Source organism: Bordetella bronchiseptica, assembly GCF_900636925.1.
Taxonomy (GTDB): domain Bacteria; phylum Pseudomonadota; class Gammaproteobacteria; order Burkholderiales; family Burkholderiaceae_B; genus Bordetella; species Bordetella pertussis.
Window position 1 is genome coordinate 3,288,749 of sequence record NZ_LR134326.1, and the last position, 21,539, is coordinate 3,310,287.

Below are 21,539 nucleotides of genomic sequence, written 5' to 3' on the forward strand. Positions count from 1 at the left end.
CCGATATTCGCGAAAAAACAACATTCGCAGACGGCCTGATGTCCTGAGCATGCGGTTTCCAAGCGCTTGCGAATATGCAAGAAACGCTCGCAACTCGATGAAAACAATGAAATTATTTTTTATCGCCGAAGGGCTGCGGAGGGATTTCGCGACGTCTTGAAAAAAGCTGGCACGGTTTGTGCTTGGTATGGGGCATCGGGCCAATGAGGGGGCCTGAACTTCCAACCCTGAGGAGCACGGATCATGTACGCCAAGACCAAGACCCACCACCGCCCGACCCGTTTCGCGGTTCCCCTGTTGACGGCCATCATGGTGGCCGCGCTGGCCGGTTGCGGCGGCGGCGGCAACAGCAGCAGCAAGCGCGCGTCCGCCCCCGTCATTCCCACCAACCCGGGCGGCCCGGGCAACCCCGGCGGCCCTGGCGGCCCCGGCACCCCCGGCAATCCGGATCCGACCACGCCGGTGGACCCGGTACGCGCGGGCCTGCTGGAAACCACACTGGGCAACACCGGCGGCGCGACCGACAGCCTGCTGCCGCTGGGCGCCGACAACGCGCTGGGCGCGGTGGGCAAGGCCCTGGATCCGACGCTCAAGCCGGTGGTCGACACGACCGTCGGCCTGACGCAGCAGATCGGCGCCACCACCGGACTGGGCGCGCCGGTCGACGGCGTGCTGACGCAAGTCGGCGGGACGGTCAGCGGCCTGGGCGACACGGTAGCCGGCACGGGCCTGCCCGGCGGGCTGAGCACCGGCCTGGGCGGCCTGGTCGATGGCCTGGGCAAGACCGTGGCCAGCACCGGCGGCCTGCTCCATGCCGACGCCAACAATCCCGAGCCGCTGACCGCCGTGCTGGGCAACGCCACCGGCGCCGTGGGCGCGCTGACCGGCGCGCTGGGCGGCCAGGGCGGCCTGCTCAATCCCGTCAACCAACTGGTGGGCGGCATCGCCGGCGGCGTCCTCGACGGCCCGACCCAACCCATTCTGCAGCCCGCGCTGACCAACACCGGCACCGCCGCGGACAACGTTGCGTCGCTGGGCCTGGGCGAGGCGCTGGGCGGCATCGGCGCCGGCCTCGATCCGGCCATCAGCCCGGTCGCGGGCGCCGTCACCAATCTCACGCAAACGGTGGGCGCCACCACCAACCTGGGCGCGCCGGTGGCCGGCCTGCTGACCAGCGTGGGCGGCACGCTCGCCGGCGCGGGCGGCCAGCTGCCCGGCGGCCTGCCGGTGGGTGGCCTGGACGGCGTGCTCGGCGGCCTGGGCGGCGCGGTAGCCAGCGCCGGCGGCCTGCTGCACGCCACGCCGGGCAACACCAACCCCCTGGGCAACACCCTGGCCCATGCCACCAGCGCGGTCTCCTCGCTGACCGGCGGCCTGGGACTGGGCGGCCAGGGCGGCCTGCTCAGCCCGATCACCGGCAGCCTGGGCGGCATCACCGGCGGCGGCGCCAACGGTGGCCTGCTGGCTCCCGTCACCGGCCTGCTGGCCGGCGTGACCGGTAACCTGGGCGGCGGCGCCGCCCCCAACGGCGGTCTGCTGGGTGGTCTGCTGGGTGGCGTTACCGGCGGCGGCTCGGGCGGCACGGGCGGCGCACCGGGCGCGGCCAACGGTGGCCTGCTGGGCGGCCTGCTGGGCGGCGTCACCGGCGCGGTCGGTAGCGGCGCGGCGGGCGGCGGCCTGCTGGGCGGCGTGACCGGCGCGGTCGGCGGCGGCTCGGCCGCTGGCGGCAATACCGGCGGCGCGGCCAATGGCGGCTTGCTGGGCGGCATCCTGAGCGGCGTGACCGGCACCGTGGCTGGCGTGACGGGCGGTGTGACCGGTGGCGCCACGGGTGGCGCCGGCGGCGCCGGCGGCGGCCTGCTGGGCGGCATCCTCGGCGGCGTGACCAGCGCCCTGAAGTAACCGACCTTGAGCCCGAAAAAGCGGAGCGCCGCCATGCTGGATATAGACCGTATCTCACAGCAAGACCAACGAGTCTCCTCGGGCGACCCCCTAGGCCATGACCGCCGGCCGGACAGCGTGGAGGAAATCGCGCAAGTCCTGGCCCGGCAACTGACGGTCTACATGGCGGCCAGCCAGGCCGCCATGGCCGAAAGGCTGGGGTTGTCGTTGACCGAACTGAAGGCCCTGGACCTGGTGCTGGAGTTCGATGCCCTGCCGACCGGACAACTGGGCCAGTTGCTCGGCATCAGTTGGGGGGGCGCCACCGCGCTGATCAACCGCCTGGAAGCCGCAGGCTATGTTCAGCGCGGCCGGCACCCGCTGGACCGGCGGGTCATCGTGATCCGGCCCGTCGCCGAGCGCTGCCGGGCGCTGGCCGAGGAGCGCCGCGCCGCGGCCGAGGAAGTCACTTTCCTCAGCCGCCAGTACGATGCCCACCAGCTGGCCACCGTGCATGCCTTCCTGACGCAGTACGCCCGCTCGCTGCGCCACGAAACGCTCATGTGGCTGCAGTCGCGCCACGGCCGGGACTTCGTCAACGATTGACGGTTGGCACGGTGCCTGTCCCCACGGGGACAGGCACCGCATCCCTCTCTACGCGTTCTCCGCCCCGAACCGCAGGCGCGGCACGGCGGCCAGCAGGCGCTGCGTCATCTCGTGGCGCGGCGCGTGCAGCACGGTGTCGGCGGGCCCCATCTCGACGACGCGTCCGCCGTGCATGACCGCGATGCGGTCGGCCAGGTATTCGACCACGCCGAAGTTGTGCGTGATGAACAGGTAGGCGATGCCCAGCTCGGCCTGGAGGTCGCGCAGCAGATCGAGGATCTGCGCCTGCACCGACACGTCCAGCGCCGAAGTGGGTTCGTCGCAGATCAGCACCTTCGGTTCGACCGCCAGCGCCCGCGCGATGGCGATGCGCTGGCGCTGGCCGCCCGAGAATTCGTGCGGATAGCGCGTGGGCGTGTCGGCCGGCAGCCCCACCCGCTCCAGCAGGCCCACGGCCCGCGCCCTGCGCGCCGAAGCGGCCAGTTCGGGGCGCAGCGAGGCAATGCCCTCTTCGAGGATATCGCCGACCCGCATGCGCGGGTCGAGCGACGCGAAGGGATCCTGGAACACGATCTGGATGTCCTGCCGCAGCCGCCGCAGCTCGCGCCGCGACGCGCCCAGCAGATCGTGCCCATCGAGCATGGCGCGCCCCTGCACGCGCGCGCCTTCGACCAGGCGCAGCAAGGCCTTGCCGGTGGTGGTCTTGCCGCAACCCGATTCGCCCAGCAGCGCCAGGGTCTCGCCGGCGCGCAGGGTGAAGGTGACGCCGTTGACGGCCTCGACCCACGAGGCCACGCGGCGCAGCACGCCCTTGCGCACCGGATAGTGCACCAGCAGGTCCTGCACATCCAGGACCACCGCGCCGGCCTCGGGCGCGGCCTTGCCCTGCCCCGCCGCGCGGCCCTGGGCCGAGAGCGGCCGGCCGCGCTTGGCGAAGGTGGGAATGGCCTCGAACAGTTCGCGCGCATAGGGATGGCGCGGCCGCTCGAAGAACGTGCGCGCGTCGGCGCTTTCGACGATCTCGCCGCCGCGCATCAGGGCCACGTGATGCGCCACGTTGCGCACCACCGCCAGGTCGTGCGTGATCAGCAGCACCGCCATGCCCATCTCGCGCTGGATGCCGGCCAGCAGCTCCAGCACCTGGGCCTGCACGGTGACGTCGAGCGCCGTGGTGGGCTCGTCGGCGATCAGCAGCTTGGGCTCGGCCGCCAGCGCGATGGCGATCATCAGGCGCTGCTTCTGGCCGCCCGAGAACTGGAACGGATAGTCATCGATGCGCCGCTCGGGCTCGGGGATGCCGACGCGCCGCAGCCAGTCGATGGCCCGCTCGCGCGCCGCCGCGCCGCGCAAGGGCGTATGGGCGGCCAGGGTCTCTACGATCTGGTCGCCCACCCGCATCACGGGATTCAGGCTGGTGGCGGGCTCCTGGAAGATGATGCCGATGCGTCCGCCGCGCACGCCGCGCATGGCGCGCTCGGACAGGTCGTTGAGGTCGGTGCCGCCCAGTTCGATCTGGCCGCCGACGATGCGCCCGGCATCGGGCAGCAGCCGCAGCAGGGCCAGCGCGGTCATGCTCTTGCCGCTGCCCGACTCGCCGACCAGGGCGAAGGTCTCGCCCTGCGCCACGGCCAGCTGCAGCCGCTTGACGGCATGCGTGACGCCGGACTCGCCGGCCACGTCGACATCCAGCCCTTCGATGCGCAGCAAAGGCGCGGACGCGGTCATGGCAGGGCTCCCGCCGCGGCCGCGCGCGCCGGCCTGAACCGCCGCGTGCGCGGATCGAAGGCGTCGCGCACGGCGTCGGCAAACAGGTTGGCAGCCAGCACCAGCGCCAGCATGAAGCCGAACGCGGCCAGCAGGTTCCACCAGATCATGGGGTCGCGCGACATTTCCAGGCGCGCGCTGTCGATCATCGAGCCGAAGGAGTTCATGCTGGGATCCACGCCTATGCCCAGGTACGACAGCACCGCCTCGTAGAGCACCAGCCCGGAGAACTCCAGCACCACGGTGATCAGCACGATGTGCATGACGTTGGGCAGCAGGTGGCGCGTCATGATGCGCCAGTGCGACACGCCGAAGGCGCGCGCCGCCTGCACGTACTCGAGCTCGCGCAGCTTGAGGGTCTCGGCGCGCAGCAGCCGGCACAGGCCGGCCCAGCCCGTCAGGCCGAGAATCATGCACAGCAGGAACAGCCGCAGGTCGGCGCGCGCCGCCGAGGTGTCGAACAGCTCGGCATGGTTGTCGATGTAGACCTGCATCATCAGCGCGCAGGCGGCCACCAGCAGCACGCTGGGAATGGAGGTGAGCGTGGTGTACAGGTACTGGATGGCGTCGTCGGCCTTGCCCTTGAAATAGCCCGCCGCGATGCCGAACGCCAGCGCCGGCGGCAGCATGGCCAGCGTGGTCAGGCTGCCGATGATGAGCGCGGTGCGCACGCTCTTGAGCGCCTGCCACAGCACGTCGTTGCCGGTGCGGTCGGTGCCCAGCACGTGGTAGCCGCCGGCCAGCATCGAGACGGTGAGCGCCAGCAGGCAGATGATGGCGTAGGTGATCCACATGGCGCGCCACGGCAGCTCGGTGCGGTTGGCCGCCAGGTCGGCCAGGGCCGCGCGCAGCGACGCCCGGCGCCGCGCCAGCGCCAGCGCCAGCAGCAGGCCGCCGGCCAGCGCGGCGGCCGCCCCCAGCCCCAGGCCGGTCCAGAAGCGTTGCCGCAGGTCGGGCCAGCGCTGGGCGTCGGGGTCCTGCAGGTGCGCCCCGCCGCTGCGCAGCAGCGGGAAGTCGCGTTGCGGCTTGCCGTCGATCAGCAGGGTTTCCTTGGTGAACTGGCGCACCGCCAGCGGCTCGGAATAGGTCTTCTCGGGGCGGGCCAGCACCGTGGCGGCGAGCAGGCCGTCGAGCGCCGAGCGCACCACCGGGGCATAGGCCGGCGGCGCATCGGCCGCCACGCCGGGCGCGGGCGCCAGCCGCGCGCGGTAGTGGACGGAGTCGAGCAGGCCGACCACCACGAAGCACATCAGCACCACCGCCGAGCACATGGCCGGGGCGTCGCGCGCCACCCTGCCCCAGGTGGCCCGCAGCGTCGGGGAACGCCTCACGCGCCACGCGTACGCCAGCACGGCGGCCACCAGCAGGTAGAGGGCGATGTCGGTCCAGAGAAAGACGAAGAGCGGCATGGCGATTACTCGAAACGCACGCGGGGGTCGGCCAGCGTGTACGAAATATCGGCGAGGATCAGGCCCACGATATAGAGCGCGGATCCCAGGAACACCATGGCGCGGACGATGGAGAAGTCCTGCGCGTTGATGGCGTCGATGGTGTAGCTGCCCAGGCCGGGAATGCCGAAGAAGGACTCGGCGATCAGGCTGCCCATGAACAGCAGCGGAATGGCCGATACCGTGCCCGTGAGGATGGGCAGCATGGCGTTGCGCAGCACATGGCGAAACAGCACGACCGACTCGCTCAGGCCCTTGGCGCGGGCGGTGCGTACATAGTCCTTGCCGATTTCCTCGAGAAACAGCGTGCGGTAGAAGCGCGCCTCGGGCCCCAGCCGGGCGATGATCGCCACCACCACGGGCACCGCCAGGAACTTGACCATGTCCAGCCCGTCGGCGAAGCCGGAATACGGCGCCAGGCGCAGCAGCTTGGAGAACAGCCACTGGCCGGCGATGATGTAGAACAGGCTGGATATGGACAGCAGCACCACGCACAGCACCACGCCCCAGAAGTCCAGCCGCGTGGCGCGGAAATACACCAGGGTCAGCGAGAACACCACGCTGGCGAACAGGCCCAGCACGAAGGTGGGCAGGGCCAGCGCCAGGCTGGGGCCCATGCGCGTGCGGATTTCGCGGCCGATGTCGCGCCCGCCGTCCGAAGCGCCGAAGTCCATCGCCAGCAAGGGCACCGAGCGCTGGTAGAACACCGTGTCGGTATAGCGCGCCGCGCCCTCGGCCCGGGTGTTGAGAAACAGCGGCTTGTCGTAGCCGCGTTCGGTCTTCCATTTCTCGATGGCGTCCTGGCTGACCCGCTGCCCGCCGATGGCCAGGCGCGCCATGTCGTCGGGCGTGTTGACCGCGAAGAACAGCACGAAGGTGAACAGGTTGACGCCGATCAGGATCAGCACGCCGTACAGCAGGCGGCGAATGACATAGCCGGTCATGGTCGTTGCTCCGGGGTGGGGGCGGCTGCGCGCGCGCCGTAGACGGTCTGGCGCTCGCGGCGCTTGAGCGCCCGGTAGGACGGCCAGATCACCAGCGCCAGCAGCAGCACCAGCACTCCCAATGGCCACCACAGCGGCCGGTTCCATTCGTCGATGCGCGCCACCCGGGTGGCCGGGTCTATCTTCATGAATTGCAGCGTATTGCGCACCATCTGGGTGGGCTTGGCGTTGCCCACCCATTGCTGGTAGGCGCCGCCCGACATGGGGAAATAGCCGAACATCCAGGGCGCGTCGCGCTGCACGATGGCCGTCATGCGGGCGATCAAGGCCTCTTTCTCGGGGCCGTCGTCAAGCAGCTTCATCTGCTCGAACAGGTGGTCGAACTCGGCGTTCGCGTAATTGGCCGCGTTCTCGCCGCCCGAGGAGGCCTTGGCGTTGGGCCCGTAGAGCAGGAACAGGAAGTTCTCGGCGTCGGGATAGTCGGCGTTCCAGCCCCACAGGAACAGCTGCGCCGTGCCGCGCCGCATCTTGTCCTGGAAGCGGTTGTAGTCGGTGGAGCGCACGTCCATCTGGATGCCCAGCTTGGCCAGCTGGCGGCGCATCCAGTCGAACATGGGACTGGCGCCCGCGCCCGTCATGGCGTCGTAATACAGCACCAGCGGCGCGCCGGTCTGCGCGTTGCGCCCGTCGGGGTAGCCGGCCTCGGCCAGCAGGCGGCGCGCGGTATCGAGCGGCTTGCGCACCGGCTTGCCGTCGGCCAGGTCGTAGACGACGGGGTTGTAGCCCTCGGGCGGGGGCTTGTAGCCCAGCACGCCCGGCGGCACCGGTCCGTAGGCGACCTGGGCCTGGCTGTTCTCGAACACCGCCACGTATTCTTCCCAGTCGAAGGCGATGCTGATGGCCTGGCGCAGCTTGCGGTTGCGCTCCTGCTGCGCCGGCGTGTCGCCCTGTCCGACCACCGGGTCGAGCCAGTTGAAACCCATGTACCAGTTGGAGGTTTCCACCGTGGTGGGCAGGCGTATGCCATGGTCGCGGTACAGGGCCGCCTTGTCGGGCGAGTCGCCGGCGGCCACCAGCATGGACACGCCGTACTCGCCGCGCTCGACCTGCGGCACGTCGTAGTAGCCCTGCATGAACTTGCCGGTCAGCGGCACCGCCTCTTTCTCGACGCTGAATACCACCCGGTCGATGAACGGCGTGGGCTTGCCGCAATCGGCCAGCAGGCCGTCGGCGCGGTCCTGCGGCTCGCCTTCGCACGGATAGGGTTCGCCGCGGAAGTTGGGGTTGCGCGCCAGCACATGGCGCCAGTTCTGGCGCGACTCGACCAGCATGTAGGGGCCGGTGCCCACCGGCCAGGTATTGAGCGACAGGTCGTGCTCGGCCATGCCGGGCTGGCTGTAGAAGCGGTCGGCCTCCCAGGGCACGGGCGCGGTGAAGGTCATGGCCAGCCAGTACTTGAACTGCGGGTACTTGCCGATCACGCGGATGCGCAGGGTATGGGCGTCGAGCGCCTGCACGCCGGCAAAGCCGTCGGCCTCGCGCAGGTCCAGCCAGGGCAGCGTGCGCGCGCCGCCGGGCAGGTCGCGGCGCAGCGCCTGGTCGCGCGCCCGCAGGCGGTCGCCGTAGTCCTTCATGCCGACGATATGGTCGGCCATCAGGGAGTAGATGGGCGACACCACGCGCGGGCTGGCCAGCCGGCGCAGCGCGTAGACGTAGTCGTCGGCGACCAGCTCGCGGCTGCCGGTGGCGGGAAAGTCGGGAATGTAGAACTTGTCGGCCAGCTCGCCCTCGGCCAGCGGGAAATACTGGTAGCCGCCATCGGCGCGACGGGCAAAGGCCGGATGGGGCTGGAACCGGATGCCGGGCCGCAGCCGGATGTCGTAGACGCTTTCGGCGATTTGCGCGCCCGGCGCGTCGGCCGGCAGCTCGCGGCCCTGCGCATCGAGGTAGCGCGGCGCATCGATGGCGGCCGCGGCGCGCGGCACCAGCTCGTACGGGCGCTTCAGGTAATGGTAGCCGTACAGCGGTTCGTAGATGTTGTAGGTGTACGGCGTCTCGTCGGTCGAGTAGGAGCTGGCCGGATCCAGGTATTTGGGCGAACGCTTGACGAACGCGGTGTAGAGCGCATTGTCGGCCATCGCGCCGGCGGGGTACGGGCTGTTGATGGGGCTTTCGCGGGAGCAGCCCGCCATCGCGCCCAGCAACAGGAGCGCCGCGATACGCAGCAGCCTGGACATGCCTGTCATGTAACCATCCTATCTCGAATGCTCGCGCAAGGATAGCAAAGGCCGGCGAGCCGCCATACCCCGGGATGCCCGTATCGGAAGACGGATCGCGCCGGCTCAGCAGCGCCGCTGGCGCCAGCAGTCATAGCGCCACTTCCAGGGCTCGATCGCGCCGGACTGCGCCCACAGGCCGCGGCCGGCCTCGCGGGCCTGGCGCTGCAGGCCGGGCATGGCCGGATCGCGCAGGTAGTCGCCGCGCCGCGCCGTATAGGCCCAGGCGTAGCCGGCCTCGACCTGGGCCCGGTTGGCCGACCGGCCGTCGGGCAGGATCAGGGCGCACACGTCGCGGTCGAACTGGTCGCGCTCGTAGCATTGCGCGGTCAGGGTCTTGCCGGCGACCAGGCCGGCCAGGTGCTGGCGCGAGGCCTGCGCGAACGGCTGGCCCGGCTGCTCGTTGCCGTGCCCTTCCTCGGGCGCGTCGATGCTGTCCATGCGGATGCGGCGCTGGCCGCCCGGCGCGCGCAGGGTCACGGTATCGCCATCGGCCACGTTGACGATGGGACCGGTCAGGGTATAGCTGCCGGCGGGCACGCCGCCCGCGCTGGCCGCGGGCGCCTGGCGTGCCGGCGGCGCCTGGGGATGATCCTGCGGCCAGAGCCAGTTGATCAGCGCGGCCAGGGCCGCCAGCAGCAGGGCCGAAAGCAGTCCGGCCAGGCCGCGGCGCCCGCCTCGCGGTTGGAGTTTGTTGCGCAGCATCGGTTCGTCGTCGTCGGAAGGTGGCCGCAGTGTGCCACAGCGCGCGCGCGTGCGGGCCGGCGCTACAGCCAGCCCGACTTGCGAAAGCGCCAGTAGAGAATGGAACACACGGTGCCGATGGCCAGCAGCGTGACCGGGTAGCCCCAGGGCGCCTTCAGTTCGGGCATGTATTCGAAGTTCATGCCGTAAATGCCGGCCACGGCGGTGGGCACGGCCAGGATGGCGGCCCAGGACGCCAGCCGGCGCGTGGTGTCGTTCTGCTGGGCCTGCGCGATCATCTGGCTGGCCTCGAAGGCGAACGCCAGGGCCTCGCGCAGCGCATTGAGCAGCTCGTCGACCCGCAGCACGCGGTCGGCCACCTCGCCGAAATACGGCCGCGCATGCTCATCGATCTGCGACATCTCCACGCGCGCCAGGCGGCGGCAGATCTCGGCCAGGGGAGCGATGGCGGTATGGATGCGCAGCAGGTCGCGGCGCTGGCGGTACAGCTTGCGGATGTCGGCGTCCTTGGCGCCGCGGATCAGCAGCTTCTGCTCGGCGCTCTCGACCACGCTTTCGAGACGCGCCGCCGCCGCCACGTAGCGGTCGACCAGCAGGTCCAGCAATTCCGAGGTCACGTAGTCGCTGCCGCGCTTGAGCAGGTCGGGCGTGGCCTCCAGCCGTTCGCGCAGGGTGCTGTGGGTGGCCGTGGCGCCGCGCCGCACCGTCACCAGCACGCCGTCGCCGACCAGGAACTGGGTTTCGCCGAACACCGGCCGGTCGCCCTCGATCTCGACGGTGATGGCGACGATGAGCACCATATTGCCGTAGTCGATGATCTTGGCGCGCCGGTGCGGCTCGACCATTTCCTCCTGGTTCTTGTCGCAGGCGCCCAGGTCCTCGGTCACGCGCCGCAGCAGGCCGGGGTCGGGGTCGTGCAGGCCGATCCACAGCAGGCCGTGTTCGGGACGCTCGTAGCCGGCGATATCGTCGATGGGCACGTCGCGCGCGCGGCGGCCATTCAGGTAGGCGACCGAAGCCACCACGCCGCCATGCGGCGCGCCCGCGGCCTGAACGTTCTGGGTCATTGCACTGTCTCCCTGTGCGCATCCCGGGCCGGGATGCGCCTGGGCACCTATGATACCGTCGCGCGCCCGGCGCGGCCGCTACGAGAACAGCCCGCGCACCCGGCTGGCCACGTCGATGCGCGGCGCGGCCGGCTCGATGGCGCGGGCGCGGTCGAACGGCAGCTCGGGCGGCTTGGGCAGGTGCTCGAACAGCGGCAGCATGGCCTCGGAAATGAAGCGGGTGCGCGAGCCGTAGACGTGGCGGTCGCCCAGCCCGGTCTGCTGGTGCACATAGAAGCGCTGCGGCACCACCACCTGCAGCCGCTCGCGCGCGCGCGTCATCGCCACGTACAGCAGGCGCCGCTCTTCCTCGATCTCCTCGGCCGTGCCGGTGGCCATGTCCGAGGGCATGCAGCCGTCGACCGCGTTCAGGATGTAGACCGACTTCCACTCCTGGCCCTTGGCCGAGTGAATGGTGGACAGGATCATATAGTCTTCGTCGCGCAGCGGCGGACCGGACTCGTCGCAGGTCGCGTCGGGCGGGTCCAGCGTCAGCTCGGTGAGGAAGCGTTCGCGCGTCGGATAGCCGCCGGCCAGCCGGGCCAGCTGCTCCAGGTCGGCGCGGCGCACGCGCGCGTCGTCGAAGATGCGCTCCAGTTGCGGCCCGTACCATTGCAGCGCGGCATCCACGTCGGCGGGCCAGGGCCGGCGCGCCTCGCGCAGCGTCGCGTAGGTGGCGACGAATTCGCTCCACTGCTGGCGCGCCGCCGCGCCCGGCTGGAACTCGCGCATGGCCGCCAGCGGATCGGCCGCCTGCGCCATGGCGTCCATCAGCTTGCCGGCGGTGGCCGGGCCGATGCCGGGCACCAGCTGCGCCACCCGGAAACCGGCCAGCCGCGAGCGCGGGTTCTCGGCCCAGCGCAGCACGGACAGCATGTCCTTGACATGGGCGGCCTCGAGAAAGCGCAGGCCGCCGAATTTCACGAACGGGATGTTGCGCCGGGTCAGTTCGAGCTCCAGCGCGGCGCTGTGGCTGGAGGCGCGAAACAGCGCCGCCTGCGACTTGAGCGTGGCCCCGCCCTCGCGCTGCGCCAGCACCTGGTCGGCCACCCAGCGCGCCTGGCCGGCTTCGTCGCTGACGCTCACCAGCTCGGGGCGCTGCGACGAGGCGCGATCGGTCCACAGCGCTTTGGCGTAGCGTTCGGCGGCCAGCCCGATGACCGCGTTGGACGCATCCAGGATGGGCTGGGTGGAGCGGTAATTGCGCTCCAGCGTGACCACCTTGGCGCCGCCGGGAAACTGCTGCGGGAAATCGAGGATGTTGCGCACGCTCGCGGCGCGGAACGAATAGATCGACTGCGCGTCGTCGCCCACCACGGTCAGGCCGCCGCCGTCGGGCTTCATGGCCAGCAGGATGGCGGCCTGCAGGCGGTTGGTGTCCTGGTACTCGTCGACCAGGATATGGTCGAAGCGCGCGCCGACATCGGCGGCCAGCCCCGCGTCGCGCATCATCTCGGCCCAGTACAGCAGCAGGTCGTCGTAATCGAGCACGTTCTGCTCCTGCTTGGCCAGCACATAGGCCTGGAACAGGCGCTTGAGCTCGGCCTCCCAGGCTTCGCACCACGGGAACGCCTGGCGCAGCACCTCGGCCAGCGGCGCCTGGCTGTTGACCACGCGCGAATAAATGGCCAGGCAGGTGCCCTTGAGCGGGAAGCGGTTGTGGGTGGCCGACAGCCCCAGCTCGTGGCGCACGATGCCCATCAAGTCCTCGGCGTCGCCGCGATCGTGCACGGTAAAGGCCTCCGACAGGCCGATGCGCGGCGCGCAATCGCGCAGCAGCCGCGCGCCCACGCTGTGGAACGTGCCGGCCCACGGCAACGCAGGCGCCGCGTGCCCGGCGCGCAGGCCCATCACGCGCTGCAGCACGCCGCCCACGCGCCGTTCCATTTCCTGCGCGGCGCGGCGCGAGAACGTCAACAGCAGCATGCGCTGCGGATCGGCGCCATGCAGGATCAGGTGCGCCACGCGGTGCGCCAGCGTATTGGTCTTGCCCGACCCGGCCCCGGCGATCACCAGCAGCGCCTGGCTGGCCGGCGCATCGACCCCGTACGCGGCGGCCTCGCGCTGCGCGGGGTTCAGTTCGGCCAGGGGATCATCGGCGGGCGCCGGGGCGCGGGAAACAGGTTCAGACATGGAAACGGGCGAATTGGACGATACTGTATATTTATACAGAATTTCCAGCATTTCGTCCGAACGGCCGCTGCGCCCAGGCATGAACATCCTCATCGGCACCGCCTCCTGGACCGACCCCACCCTGCTGGCGTGCGGCCGGTTCTACCCCGCGGCCGCGCGCACGCCGCAAGCGCGCCTGCAGTACTACGCCACCCGATTCGGCATGGCCGAGATCGACGCCAGCTTCTACGCCCTGCCCGACCCGCACACGGCTTACCTGTGGGCGCAGCGCACGCCGCCGGGCTTTGTCTTCAATATCAAGGCGTTTCGCCTCTTCACGGGCCACCAGACGCCGCGCGCGGCGCTGCCGGCCGACCTGCGGCGCGAAGTGCCCGGCGCGGGCGATGCGGTGTTCGACGACCAGGTGCCGGGCGCGGTGCGCGACGAACTGTGGCGCCGCTACGTGCTGGCGCTGGAGCCGCTGCGCCAGGCCGGCAAGCTGGGCGCGGTGCATTGCCAGTTTGCGCCCTGGGTGCGGCGCGAGGCGCGCGGCGTGGCCCGCGTGCGCGACTGCGCGGCCCGCCTGCGCGATGCCGGCGGGCTCGTCATGGCCGCGGAAATGCGCCACGCCAGCTGGTTCGACAGCGCGGCCGCCAGCAACTGGACCCTGGCGCTGGAACGCGAGCTGGAGCTGGTGCACACGGTGGTCGACAGCCCGCAAGGCTTTGCCAACAGCGTGCCGCCGGTCTGGGCGCGCACCCACCCCGAGCTGGCGCTGGTGCGCCTGCACGGCCGCAACGCCGGCGCCTGGAACAGCCGCGCGGCGGCCTCGTCGAGCCGCTTCCAGTATGAATACTCGCCGCAGGAGCTCGCCGAGCTGGCCGAGCGCGTCAGGCGCCTGGCCGAGCGCGCGCGGCAGACGCACGCGGTGTTCAACACCAACTACGAGGACCAGGGCATGCGCAACGCGGCCGGGCTGGCGGCGGCGCTGGCACCTGGCTAGGCGCGGCTGCGCTGCGCCACTTCGGCCAGGCTGTCGAGCACCAGCTCGAACTTGCGCGCGATGTCGTTCTCCGGCACGCAGGCGTAGCCCAGCAGCAGGCCCTGGCGCGGCGTGGTGCCTTCGGCGTAGTAGCGCGACAGCGCGCGCGTGAGCACGCCGCGCGCATGGGCGGCCTGCATCACCTGTTTGTCGTCCAGCCCCGACGGGAAGTCCAGCACCAGGTGCAGGCCCGCGTCGCTCGAATCCGGATGCAGCCACTGGGCGCCCAGGCGCCGCTCGATCAGGTTGACCAGGATGGCGCGGCGCCGGCCGTACAGCATGCGCATGCGGCGGATATGAGCGGCGTAATGGCCCTCGGCGATGAAGCTGGCCAGCACCGCGTGCGTGACCAGGTGGCCTTCGCGGTACAGCTCGGCGTGCGCGGCCTGGAATGCGCCGGCCAGCGCCTTGGGCAGCACCAGGTAGCCCACCCGCAGGCCCGGGTACAGCGTCTTGCTGAACGTACCCAGGTAGATCACCGGCGCGTCCGGCTCCAGTCCTTGCAGCGAGGAAATCGGCCGGCCCGAGAAGCGGAACTCGCTGTCGTAGTCGTCCTCGATGATCCAGCTGCCCCAGCTGCGCGCCAGCGCCAGCAGTTGCCGGCGCCGCGCCAGCGACATCACCGAGCCCAGCGGGTACTGGTGCGACGGCGTCACGAAAATGAAACGCGGCGGCTGCGCCACCGGCTCGGCCGGCAGTTGCATGCCCTCTTCGTCGACCGGCAGCGGCTCGATGCGGATGCCATTGGCGATCAGCACGCTGCGCGCGCCCCAGTAGCCCGGGTTCTCGATCCAGGCCAGGTCGCCATGGCCGCCCAGGATGCGGGTGGCCAGGTCGATGGCCTGGTGCGAGCCCTCGGTGATGATGATCTGCTCGGGATCGCAGTCGATCGAGCGGGTCAGGGCCAGGTGCTGGGCCAGCGCCTCGCGCAGCGCCGGCAGGCCGCCGCCGTAGGCATAGGTCAGCATCTCCGGGTGGGGATTGCGCCACAGCGTGCTGAACAGGCGGCCGAACTTCTGGTGCGGGAACTCGGTAAGATCGGGCACGCCCGGCATGAAGGCGCCCCACTGGTACGGCGAGGCCGACACCTGGTCGACGATGCGCGCGCCGCGCTCGGACAGCGTGGGGCGAACCGCCGCGATGGCCGGGCGGCGCGCGTGGCGGCCGCTGGCCAGGTAGGCGTCAGGCAGCGATGCGGTGACGAAAGTGCCGTTGCCCTGGCGGCTGTGCGTGTAGCCCTCGGCCTGCAGCTGGCTGTAGACGTGCACCACGGTGTTGCGCGCGATGCCCAGCTCGGCCGCCAGGTCGCGCGTGGCGGGCAGGCGCGTGTCGGCCGCGATGGCGCCATCGAGGATGGCCTCGCGGATGGCGCGGTAGAGACGCTGGTTCATCGGGCCCTCGGCCACGTCCCCCAGGCGCAGGAGCAACAAATCGCCGACAATGGACCTCAATTGGTTCTACCTGTTTTGTAAAAGTGGTTCCCCTGAATGGGGCCATCTTAGCATTAAATAGAAGCTGGACGGCGTCCCATGGCGGCCGCCACATTGCGCCGTGCATACGGCATTCCATTTGCCTAACGAGCCTGAGATGAAAAACCGAGATCTGAATACGCGTCGTACGCTGGCCACCCCGCGCGGCGTCGGCGTGATGTGTGACTTTTACGCCGTGCGGGCGGAAAACTCGACCCTGTGGGATGCCGAGGGCAAGGAGTACATCGACTTCGCCGGCGGCATCGCGGTGCTGAACACCGGCCATCGCCATCCCAAGGTCAAGGCCGCCATCGCCGCCCAGCTGGACAACTTCACCCACACCGCCTACCAGATCGTGCCGTACGAAGGCTACGTATCGCTGGCCGAGCGCATCAACGCCGTGGCCCCGATCGAAGGCCTGAAGAAGACCGCCTTCTTCACCACCGGCGTCGAGGCGGTGGAAAACGCCGTCAAGATCGCCCGCGCCTACACCGGCCGCTCGGGCGTGGTGGCGTTCTCGGGCGCGTTCCATGGCCGCACCATGATGGGCATGGCCCTGACCGGCAAGGTCGCGCCCTACAAGCTGGCGTTCGGCCCGATGCCGGGCGACGTGTTCCACGTACCGTTCCCCAACGCCACGCAGGCCATCAGCGTGGCCGACTCGCTCAAGGCCCTGGACCTGCTGTTCAAGGTCGACATCGATCCCAAGCGCGTGGCCGCCATCATCATCGAGCCGGTGCAAGGCGAAGGCGGCTTCAACGTCACGCCGCCCGAACTGATGCAGGCGCTGCGCAAGGTGTGCGACGAGCACGGCATCCTGCTGATCGCCGACGAAGTGCAGACCGGCTTCGCGCGCACCGGCAAGCTGTTCGCCATGCAGCACCATTCGGTACAGGCCGACCTGATCACCATGGCCAAGAGCCTGGGCGGCGGCATGCCGATCTCGGGCGTGGTGGGCCGCGCCGAAGTCATGGACGGCCCGGCCGCCGGCGGCCTGGGCGGCACCTACGCCGGCAACCCGCTGGCCGTGGCCGCCGCGCACGCGGTGCTGGACGTGATCGCCGAGGAAAAACTGTGCGAGCGCGCCGCCGAACTGGGCAAGCGCCTGATGGACCGCCTGGAAGGCCTGCGCGCCAAGTGCCCGGCCATCGCCGACGTGCGCGGCCTGGGTTCGATGGTCGCGCTGGAGCTGAACGACCCGGCCACCGGCAAGCCCGACGCCGAGGCGGTCAAGCGCATCCAGCAGCAAGCCATCGAGCGCGGCCTGATTTTGCTAAGCTGCGGTGTGTACGGAAACGTTCTGCGTTTCCTGTATCCCCTGACCATCCCCGATGACCAGTTCGCTCGCGCGCTGGACATCCTGGCCGAAACCATCGCCGCCTGATTGTTTGGATCGTTCGACGCGGGATGGGGGCGCCCCCATGGGCGCCACCATCCCGCGTCTGTATTGAGGAGGATTTTTCATGACGCAGTTGACCCAACCCCTGAGCCGCGCCGAACTGCTGCGCGACGCCTGCTACATCGACGGCAAGTGGGTAGGCGCCGGCAACGGCCCGTCCATCCCGGTCGATAACCCGTCCACCGGCAAGACCATCATCTCGGTGCCCAAGCTGGGCCGCAAGGAAGCCGAGCAGGCCATCGACGCCGCCGAGGCCGCCCTGCCCGCCTGGAGCGCCAGGACCGGCAAGGAGCGCGCCGCGATCCTGCTGAAGTGGGCCCAGCTGATGATGGAAAACCAGCAGGACCTGGCCGTCATCATGACGTCCGAGCAAGGCAAGCCCGTAGCCGAGGCCGCCGGCGAGATCGCCTACGCCGCGTCCTTCCTGGAGTGGTTCGCCGAAGAAGCCAAGCGCATCGACGGCGACATCCTGCAAAGCCCCAAGGGCGGCCAGCGCCTGATGGTGCTCAAGCAGCCCATCGGCGTGACCGCCGCCATCACGCCGTGGAACTTCCCGGCCGCCATGATCACCCGCAAGGTCGGCCCGGCCCTGGCCGCCGGCTGCACCATGGTGGTCAAGCCGGCCCAGCAGACGCCGCTGACCGCGCTGGCGCTGGCCGTGCTGGCCGAGCAGGCCGGCGTGCCGGCCGGCGTGTTCCAGGTCGTGACCGGCAGCTCGCGTGAAATCGGCGCGGCCCTGTGCGAAAGCGAAGTGGTACGCAAGCTGAGCTTCACCGGCTCGACCGAAGTCGGCCGCACGCTCATGGAGCAATGCGCGCCCACCATCAAGAAACTGTCGCTGGAACTGGGCGGCAACGCGCCGTTCATCGTGTTCGACGACGCCGACCTGGATCGCGCCATCGACGGCATCCTGGCCTCCAAGTACCGCAACGCCGGCCAGACCTGCGTATGCGCCAACCGCATCTACGTGCAGGCTGGCGTCTACGAGGAAGTGGCCAAGCGCCTGGTCGAGAAGGTCAACGCCATGAAGGTGGGCGACGGCTTCGAACAGGGCGTCACCCAGGGCCCGCTGATCGACACCGCCGCCGTGGCCAAGGTGCAGGAACACATCGCCGACGCCACCGCGCACGGCGCCAAGGTCATCGCCGGCGGCCAGCCGCATGCGCTGGGCGGCAGCTTCTTCCAGCCCACGGTGGTGCGCGACGTCACGCAGTCGATGCGCTTTGCCGTCGAGGAAACCTTCGGCCCGGTCGCCCCGCTGTTCAAGTTCGAAAGCGAAGACGAAGTCATCGGCATGGCCAACAACACCATCTTCGGCCTGGCCGCCTACTTCTACACGCGCGACTACGCCCGGATCTGGCGCGTCTCCGAAGCGCTGGAATACGGCATCGTCGGCATCAACACCGGCATCATCTCCAATGAAGTCGGCCCGTTCGGCGGCGTCAAGCAATCCGGCCTGGGCCGCGAAGGCTCGAAGTACGGGATCGAGGACTACCTCGAGCTGAAATACCTCTGCGTGGACCTGGGCGCCTGAGTCCAGCCCGCGGGCAAGCAAGGCCGGCGCCTTCGGGCGCCGGCCTTTTTTCGCCTTGCCGCGCCCGCCCTCATCCAAACGCCGCACACCCAGGCGCCAAGCCCCGGCCATTTTTGTCATAGGCCGGCGCGCCGGCCCATGCTAGATTTGCGGGTCGTACATTGTTCCCCCATTCCATGAACCGGACATTCTCGCGCGACGAAACGCGCCGCATCGCCGCCCTGCTTGCCGAAGCCGCCCGTTCCGAGGTCCTGCCGCGCTTTCGCCACCTGACCGAGGACGCGGTGCGCGGCAAGAGTTCGCCGCGCGATCTGGTCACCATCGCCGACGAAGAGGCCGAGCGCCACATCGCCGCGCGCCTGGGCAAGCTGTATCCGGGCGCGGTGCTGATCGGCGAGGAAGCCTCGGCGCGCAACCCGGCGCTGCTCAACATGCTGGTCGATGCCGACCTGGCCTTTCTCATCGACCCCATCGACGGCACCCGCAACTACGTGGCCGGCCTGCCCTTGTTCGGCATGATGGTCGCCGTGTGCCATCGCGGCGACGTGCTGGCCGGCGTGATCTACGACCCCATCGGCCACGACGCGGCGCTGGCCGTGCGCGGCGAAGGCGCCTGGATCGACTACGAGGACGGCACGCAGCAGGCGCTGCACGTGGCCGGCGCGGCCCCGGCCAATGAGATGGACGGCATGATCTCCACCTCCAACCTGCCCGACGGCCTGCGCGAGCAGGTCACCGCCAACCAGGCGCGCCTGGGCTCGACCGCGTCGCTGCGCTGCGCCGCGCACGAGTACCGCCTGGCCGCCTCGGGCCATTGCCATGTGCTGCTCTACAACAAGCTGACGCCCTGGGACCACGCCGCGGGCTGGCTGCTGCACCGCGAAGCCGGCGGCTACAGCGCGCACTTCGACGGCTCGCCGTACAAGCCCACCCACCGCTCCGGCGGCCTGCTGTACGCGCCCGACGGCGGCACCTGGCACGCCGCCCACCAGGCGCTGCTGGGCGACGCGGTGCCGCTGGCGGTGTAACCCGCCGCCAAGGCGCCGGGGGGGGGGAGCGACACCTGTGGCAAGGGTGCCTGTCCCCCTGCGGGGACAGGCACCCGCTGACGGTGCACGCAGACTCCAGGTGCCTGTCCCCGCAGGGACAGGCACCCTAGGACACGACCTCGGCCAGCACCTCGTCGCAGGGCCGGCTGACTTTCAGGGCGAGCATGTCATCGGCGCGGGTGCGGCCCAGGTTGATCGCGGCAATGGGCAGGCCGGCGCGGGCGGCGGCCTGCACGAAGCGATAGCCGGAATACAGCATCAGGGACGAGCCGACCACCAGCACGGCGTCGGCATGCTCCAGCGCGGCGTAGGCGCGCTGCACCCGCTCGCGCGGCACGGTCTCGCCGAAGAACACCACATCGGGCTTGACGATGCCGCCGCACCGCGGACAGGACGGCACGACGAACCGGGAAAAGTCCTGCCCCTCCAGGTCGGCGTCGCCATCGGGCGCCGCGCCGGCCTGCAGCGCCGCCCATTGCGGGTTGGCCAGTTCCAGCGTGTGCTGCCATGGCCCGCGCGGCCCGCGCCAGTCGCACTGCATGCAACGCACTTCGTCCAGCCTGCCATGCAGGTCCAGCACTTCGCGGCCGCCGGCGGCCTGGTGCAGCCGGTCCACGTTCTGCGTGACCAGCAGGTCGACCTGGCCGCGCTGCGCCAGGCGCGCCAGCGCATGGTGCGCGGCATTGGGGCGGGCCTGGCCGAAATGGCGCCAGCCCACCATGCTGCGCGCCCAATAGCGCGCCCGCGCGGGCTGCCCGCCCATGAACGCCTGGAAGTCGATCGGCGGTTTGCGCTTCCACTGCCCCTGCCCGTCGCGGTAGTCGGGAATGCCGGAGGCAGTGCTGCAGCCGGCGCCGGTCAGGACGAACAGGCGTTCGCTGCCGCCCAGGAACCCCCGCAGCGCCTGCAGGTCGGACATGCGGCTATCCACGCGCGCGCCCCGTCACGGCGCCGCGGCCGCGAGCCGGCGCGCCGGCTCGCGCACCGGCAGGTGCATGGCGGCCGAGAACAGGCCGATGGCGATGGACAGCAGCCACACCGCATCGTACGAGCCCGACAGGTCGAAGATCACGCCGCCCAGCCACACGCCCAGGAAACTGCCGACCTGGTGCCCGAGGAACACCACGCCGAACAGCGTGGAAAGCGCGCCCAGGCCGAACAGCTGCGCCACCAGGCCGGTCGTCACCGGCGCGGTGCCCAGCCACAGGAAACCCATCGCGCTGGCGAACAGCAAGGTGGAGAACTGGCTGACCGGCGCCAGGAAATACACCGTGATCACCGCGGTGCGCACCAGGTAGAGAAACGCCAGCACGTATTTCTTGGGATAGCGCTCGCCCATCAGGCCGAAGAAGAACGTACCGGCGATATTGAACAGGCCGACCAGCCCCAGCGCCAGCGCCGCCGTGCCGCCGCCTATGCCCTTGTCGGCCAGATAGGCGGGCAGATGGGTAGCGATGAATGCCAGGTGGAACCCGCAGGCCATGAAACCCAGCCACAGCAGCCAGAGGTCGCGGTTGCCCAGGGCGGCGCGCACGCCGCCGCCGGACTGGGTGGCCGGCGCGGCCGGCGCGGCCGAGGGCTGGCGCGGCGCCTCGCGCAACAGCCAGGCCAGCGGCGCCATGCAGGCCAGCACCGCCGCGCACAGCCCCAGCGCCCCTTGCCAGCCGAAGGCACCGATCAGGTACATGCCCAGGGGCAGCATCACGAACTGCCCCAGCGCGCCCATGGCCGAGACCGCGCCCAGCGCCGCCGAGCGGCGCGCGGCCGGCGCCCTGCGGCCCACCACGCCGTTGACCGTCCAGGCCGTGCCCGCCAGCCCCAGCCCGACCAGCACGCCGGCCGACAGGGTCAGGCTGAGCCGTCCGTCCGACACCGTGGTCAGCAGCAAGCCCGCCACGTACAGCAAGGCGCCGCCGGCCACCACGCGGGCCGTGCCGTAGCGGTCGGCCAGGTAGCCGGAGAACGGCTGCGCCAGGCCCCAGACGATGTTCTGGATGGCGATGGCGAACGAGAAGGTTTCGCGCGTCAGCCCGAACGACTGCACCAGCGGCAGCTGGTACAGGCCGACACTGTGCCGCTGGCCCAGCGACAGCCCGAGCACGATGCCGGCGGCCAGGATGATGGGCCACAGCGGCGGCGCCGGATTGACGGCGGGAGAATCCGATTTCATTGCGCCTGCTCCGGAAAGCGCGCCCGGCCGCCGG

16 protein-coding genes are annotated in these 21,539 nt (G+C 70.4%); 6 read left to right on the plus strand and 10 right to left on the minus strand.

All coding sequences use genetic code 11. From position 1 onward, the window contains the following. Positions 1-243 precede the first annotated feature (243 nt). Positions 244-1,902 (plus strand): collagen-like triple helix repeat-containing protein, encoded by a 1,659-nt coding sequence (locus EL288_RS15300; protein ID WP_003810162.1) that lies wholly within the window; start codon positions 244-246, stop codon positions 1,900-1,902. Between the two features lie 33 nt (positions 1,903-1,935). Then, a complete protein-coding gene (locus tag EL288_RS15305) occupies positions 1,936-2,487 on the plus strand; it encodes a MarR family winged helix-turn-helix transcriptional regulator (protein ID WP_003810160.1) in 552 nt (183 codons plus the stop codon). A gap of 48 nt (positions 2,488-2,535) precedes the next feature. Here EL288_RS15305 and EL288_RS15310 read toward each other — a convergent pair whose 3' ends face one another. The 7 genes from EL288_RS15310 to EL288_RS15340 form a co-directional block, all read right to left on the minus strand. Next, complete coding sequence (locus EL288_RS15310) at positions 2,536-4,212, minus strand: ABC transporter ATP-binding protein (RefSeq protein ID WP_033459629.1); 1,677 nt, start codon at positions 4,210-4,212, stop codon at positions 2,536-2,538. Continuing rightward, positions 4,209-5,660 carry an ABC transporter permease gene (locus EL288_RS15315; RefSeq protein WP_010926305.1) on the minus strand — a complete coding sequence of 484 codons (1,452 nt, stop codon included), beginning with the start codon at positions 5,658-5,660 and terminating at the stop codon, positions 4,209-4,211. Before EL288_RS15315 ends, EL288_RS15310 begins: the two co-directional genes overlap by 4 nt. Positions 5,661-5,665: 5 nt before the next feature. Beyond that, positions 5,666-6,643: an ABC transporter permease gene (locus EL288_RS15320; RefSeq protein WP_003810153.1), complete on the minus strand. Its 978-nt coding sequence runs from the start codon at positions 6,641-6,643 to the stop codon at positions 5,666-5,668. Beyond that, positions 6,640-8,889 carry an ABC transporter substrate-binding protein gene (locus EL288_RS15325; protein WP_003810151.1) on the minus strand — a complete coding sequence of 750 codons (2,250 nt, stop codon included), beginning with the start codon at positions 8,887-8,889 and terminating at the stop codon, positions 6,640-6,642. The genes EL288_RS15320 and EL288_RS15325 overlap by 4 nt, the downstream gene beginning before the upstream one ends. 96 nt (positions 8,890-8,985) lie before the next feature. Beyond that, the gene (locus tag EL288_RS15330) at positions 8,986-9,624 is read right to left on the minus strand and encodes a thermonuclease family protein (protein ID WP_010926304.1); all 639 of its coding nucleotides are present in this window, start codon (positions 9,622-9,624) and stop codon (positions 8,986-8,988) included. Positions 9,625-9,686: 62 nt separating this feature from the next. After that, positions 9,687-10,691 (minus strand): magnesium and cobalt transport protein CorA, encoded by a 1,005-nt coding sequence (locus EL288_RS15335; RefSeq protein ID WP_003810145.1) that lies wholly within the window; start codon positions 10,689-10,691, stop codon positions 9,687-9,689. A gap of 78 nt (positions 10,692-10,769) precedes the next feature. Next, on the minus strand, positions 10,770-12,863 hold the full coding sequence (locus EL288_RS15340) for an ATP-dependent helicase (protein ID WP_126621982.1): 2,094 nt from the start codon (positions 12,861-12,863) through the stop codon (positions 10,770-10,772). Here EL288_RS15340 and EL288_RS15345 point away from each other — a divergent pair. Next, complete coding sequence (locus tag EL288_RS15345; RefSeq protein ID WP_080707694.1) at positions 12,862-13,845, plus strand: DUF72 domain-containing protein; 984 nt, start codon at positions 12,862-12,864, stop codon at positions 13,843-13,845. The two genes, EL288_RS15340 and EL288_RS15345, sit on opposite strands and share 2 nt — an antisense overlap. On the opposite strand, the gene pdxR is transcribed toward EL288_RS15345, so the two are convergent. Beyond that, positions 13,842-15,335, minus strand: a complete 1,494-nt coding sequence (pdxR, locus tag EL288_RS15350) for a MocR-like pyridoxine biosynthesis transcription factor PdxR (RefSeq protein ID WP_010928502.1) — start codon at positions 15,333-15,335, stop codon at positions 13,842-13,844. The two genes, EL288_RS15345 and pdxR, sit on opposite strands and share 4 nt — an antisense overlap. 136 nt (positions 15,336-15,471) lie before the next feature. Between pdxR and EL288_RS15355 the strand changes: the two genes are divergently transcribed. The 3 genes from EL288_RS15355 (at position 15,472) to EL288_RS15365 (ending at position 19,314) form a co-directional block, all read left to right on the plus strand. Continuing rightward, entirely contained in the window at positions 15,472-16,737 is a 1,266-nt protein-coding gene (locus EL288_RS15355) for a 4-aminobutyrate--2-oxoglutarate transaminase (RefSeq protein WP_003810137.1), read from the plus strand. A gap of 79 nt (positions 16,738-16,816) precedes the next feature. Beyond that, positions 16,817-18,286: an NAD-dependent succinate-semialdehyde dehydrogenase gene (locus tag EL288_RS15360; RefSeq protein ID WP_003810134.1), complete on the plus strand. Its 1,470-nt coding sequence runs from the start codon at positions 16,817-16,819 to the stop codon at positions 18,284-18,286. A 176-nt stretch (positions 18,287-18,462) separates the two neighbouring features. Then, complete coding sequence (locus EL288_RS15365; protein ID WP_033446872.1) at positions 18,463-19,314, plus strand: inositol monophosphatase family protein; 852 nt, start codon at positions 18,463-18,465, stop codon at positions 19,312-19,314. A gap of 127 nt (positions 19,315-19,441) precedes the next feature. On the opposite strand, the gene EL288_RS15370 is transcribed toward EL288_RS15365, so the two are convergent. Further along, a complete protein-coding gene (locus EL288_RS15370; protein WP_003810130.1) occupies positions 19,442-20,266 on the minus strand; it encodes an NAD-dependent protein deacetylase in 825 nt (274 codons plus the stop codon). Positions 20,267-20,278: 12 nt separating this feature from the next. Next, on the minus strand, positions 20,279-21,505 hold the full coding sequence (locus EL288_RS15375) for an MFS transporter (RefSeq protein ID WP_003810128.1): 1,227 nt from the start codon (positions 21,503-21,505) through the stop codon (positions 20,279-20,281). Positions 21,506-21,539 lie beyond the last annotated feature (34 nt).

Bases quoted from the DNA above. Each gene is read 5' to 3' on its own strand.
- EL288_RS15375 (WP_003810128.1), bottom strand. From the start codon at position 21,505: ATGAAATCGGATTCTCCCGCCGTCAATCCGGCGCCGCCGCTGTGGCCC.
- EL288_RS15355 (WP_003810137.1), top strand. From the start codon at position 15,472: ATGAAAAACCGAGATCTGAATACGCGTCGTACGCTGGCCACCCCGCGC.
- EL288_RS15305 (WP_003810160.1), top strand. From the start codon at position 1,936: ATGCTGGATATAGACCGTATCTCACAGCAAGACCAACGAGTCTCCTCG.
- EL288_RS15300 (WP_003810162.1), top strand. From the start codon at position 244: ATGTACGCCAAGACCAAGACCCACCACCGCCCGACCCGTTTCGCGGTT.
- EL288_RS15330 (WP_010926304.1), bottom strand. From the start codon at position 9,624: ATGCTGCGCAACAAACTCCAACCGCGAGGCGGGCGCCGCGGCCTGGCC.
- EL288_RS15360 (WP_003810134.1), top strand. From the start codon at position 16,817: ATGACGCAGTTGACCCAACCCCTGAGCCGCGCCGAACTGCTGCGCGAC.
- EL288_RS15340 (WP_126621982.1), bottom strand. From the start codon at position 12,863: ATGTCTGAACCTGTTTCCCGCGCCCCGGCGCCCGCCGATGATCCCCTG.
- EL288_RS15365 (WP_033446872.1), top strand. From the start codon at position 18,463: ATGAACCGGACATTCTCGCGCGACGAAACGCGCCGCATCGCCGCCCTG.
- EL288_RS15320 (WP_003810153.1), bottom strand. From the start codon at position 6,643: ATGACCGGCTATGTCATTCGCCGCCTGCTGTACGGCGTGCTGATCCTG.
- EL288_RS15315 (WP_010926305.1), bottom strand. From the start codon at position 5,660: ATGCCGCTCTTCGTCTTTCTCTGGACCGACATCGCCCTCTACCTGCTG.
- EL288_RS15345 (WP_080707694.1), top strand. From the start codon at position 12,862: ATGGAAACGGGCGAATTGGACGATACTGTATATTTATACAGAATTTCC.
- EL288_RS15335 (WP_003810145.1), bottom strand. From the start codon at position 10,691: ATGACCCAGAACGTTCAGGCCGCGGGCGCGCCGCATGGCGGCGTGGTG.
- EL288_RS15310 (WP_033459629.1), bottom strand. From the start codon at position 4,212: ATGACCGCGTCCGCGCCTTTGCTGCGCATCGAAGGGCTGGATGTCGAC.
- EL288_RS15325 (WP_003810151.1), bottom strand. From the start codon at position 8,889: ATGACAGGCATGTCCAGGCTGCTGCGTATCGCGGCGCTCCTGTTGCTG.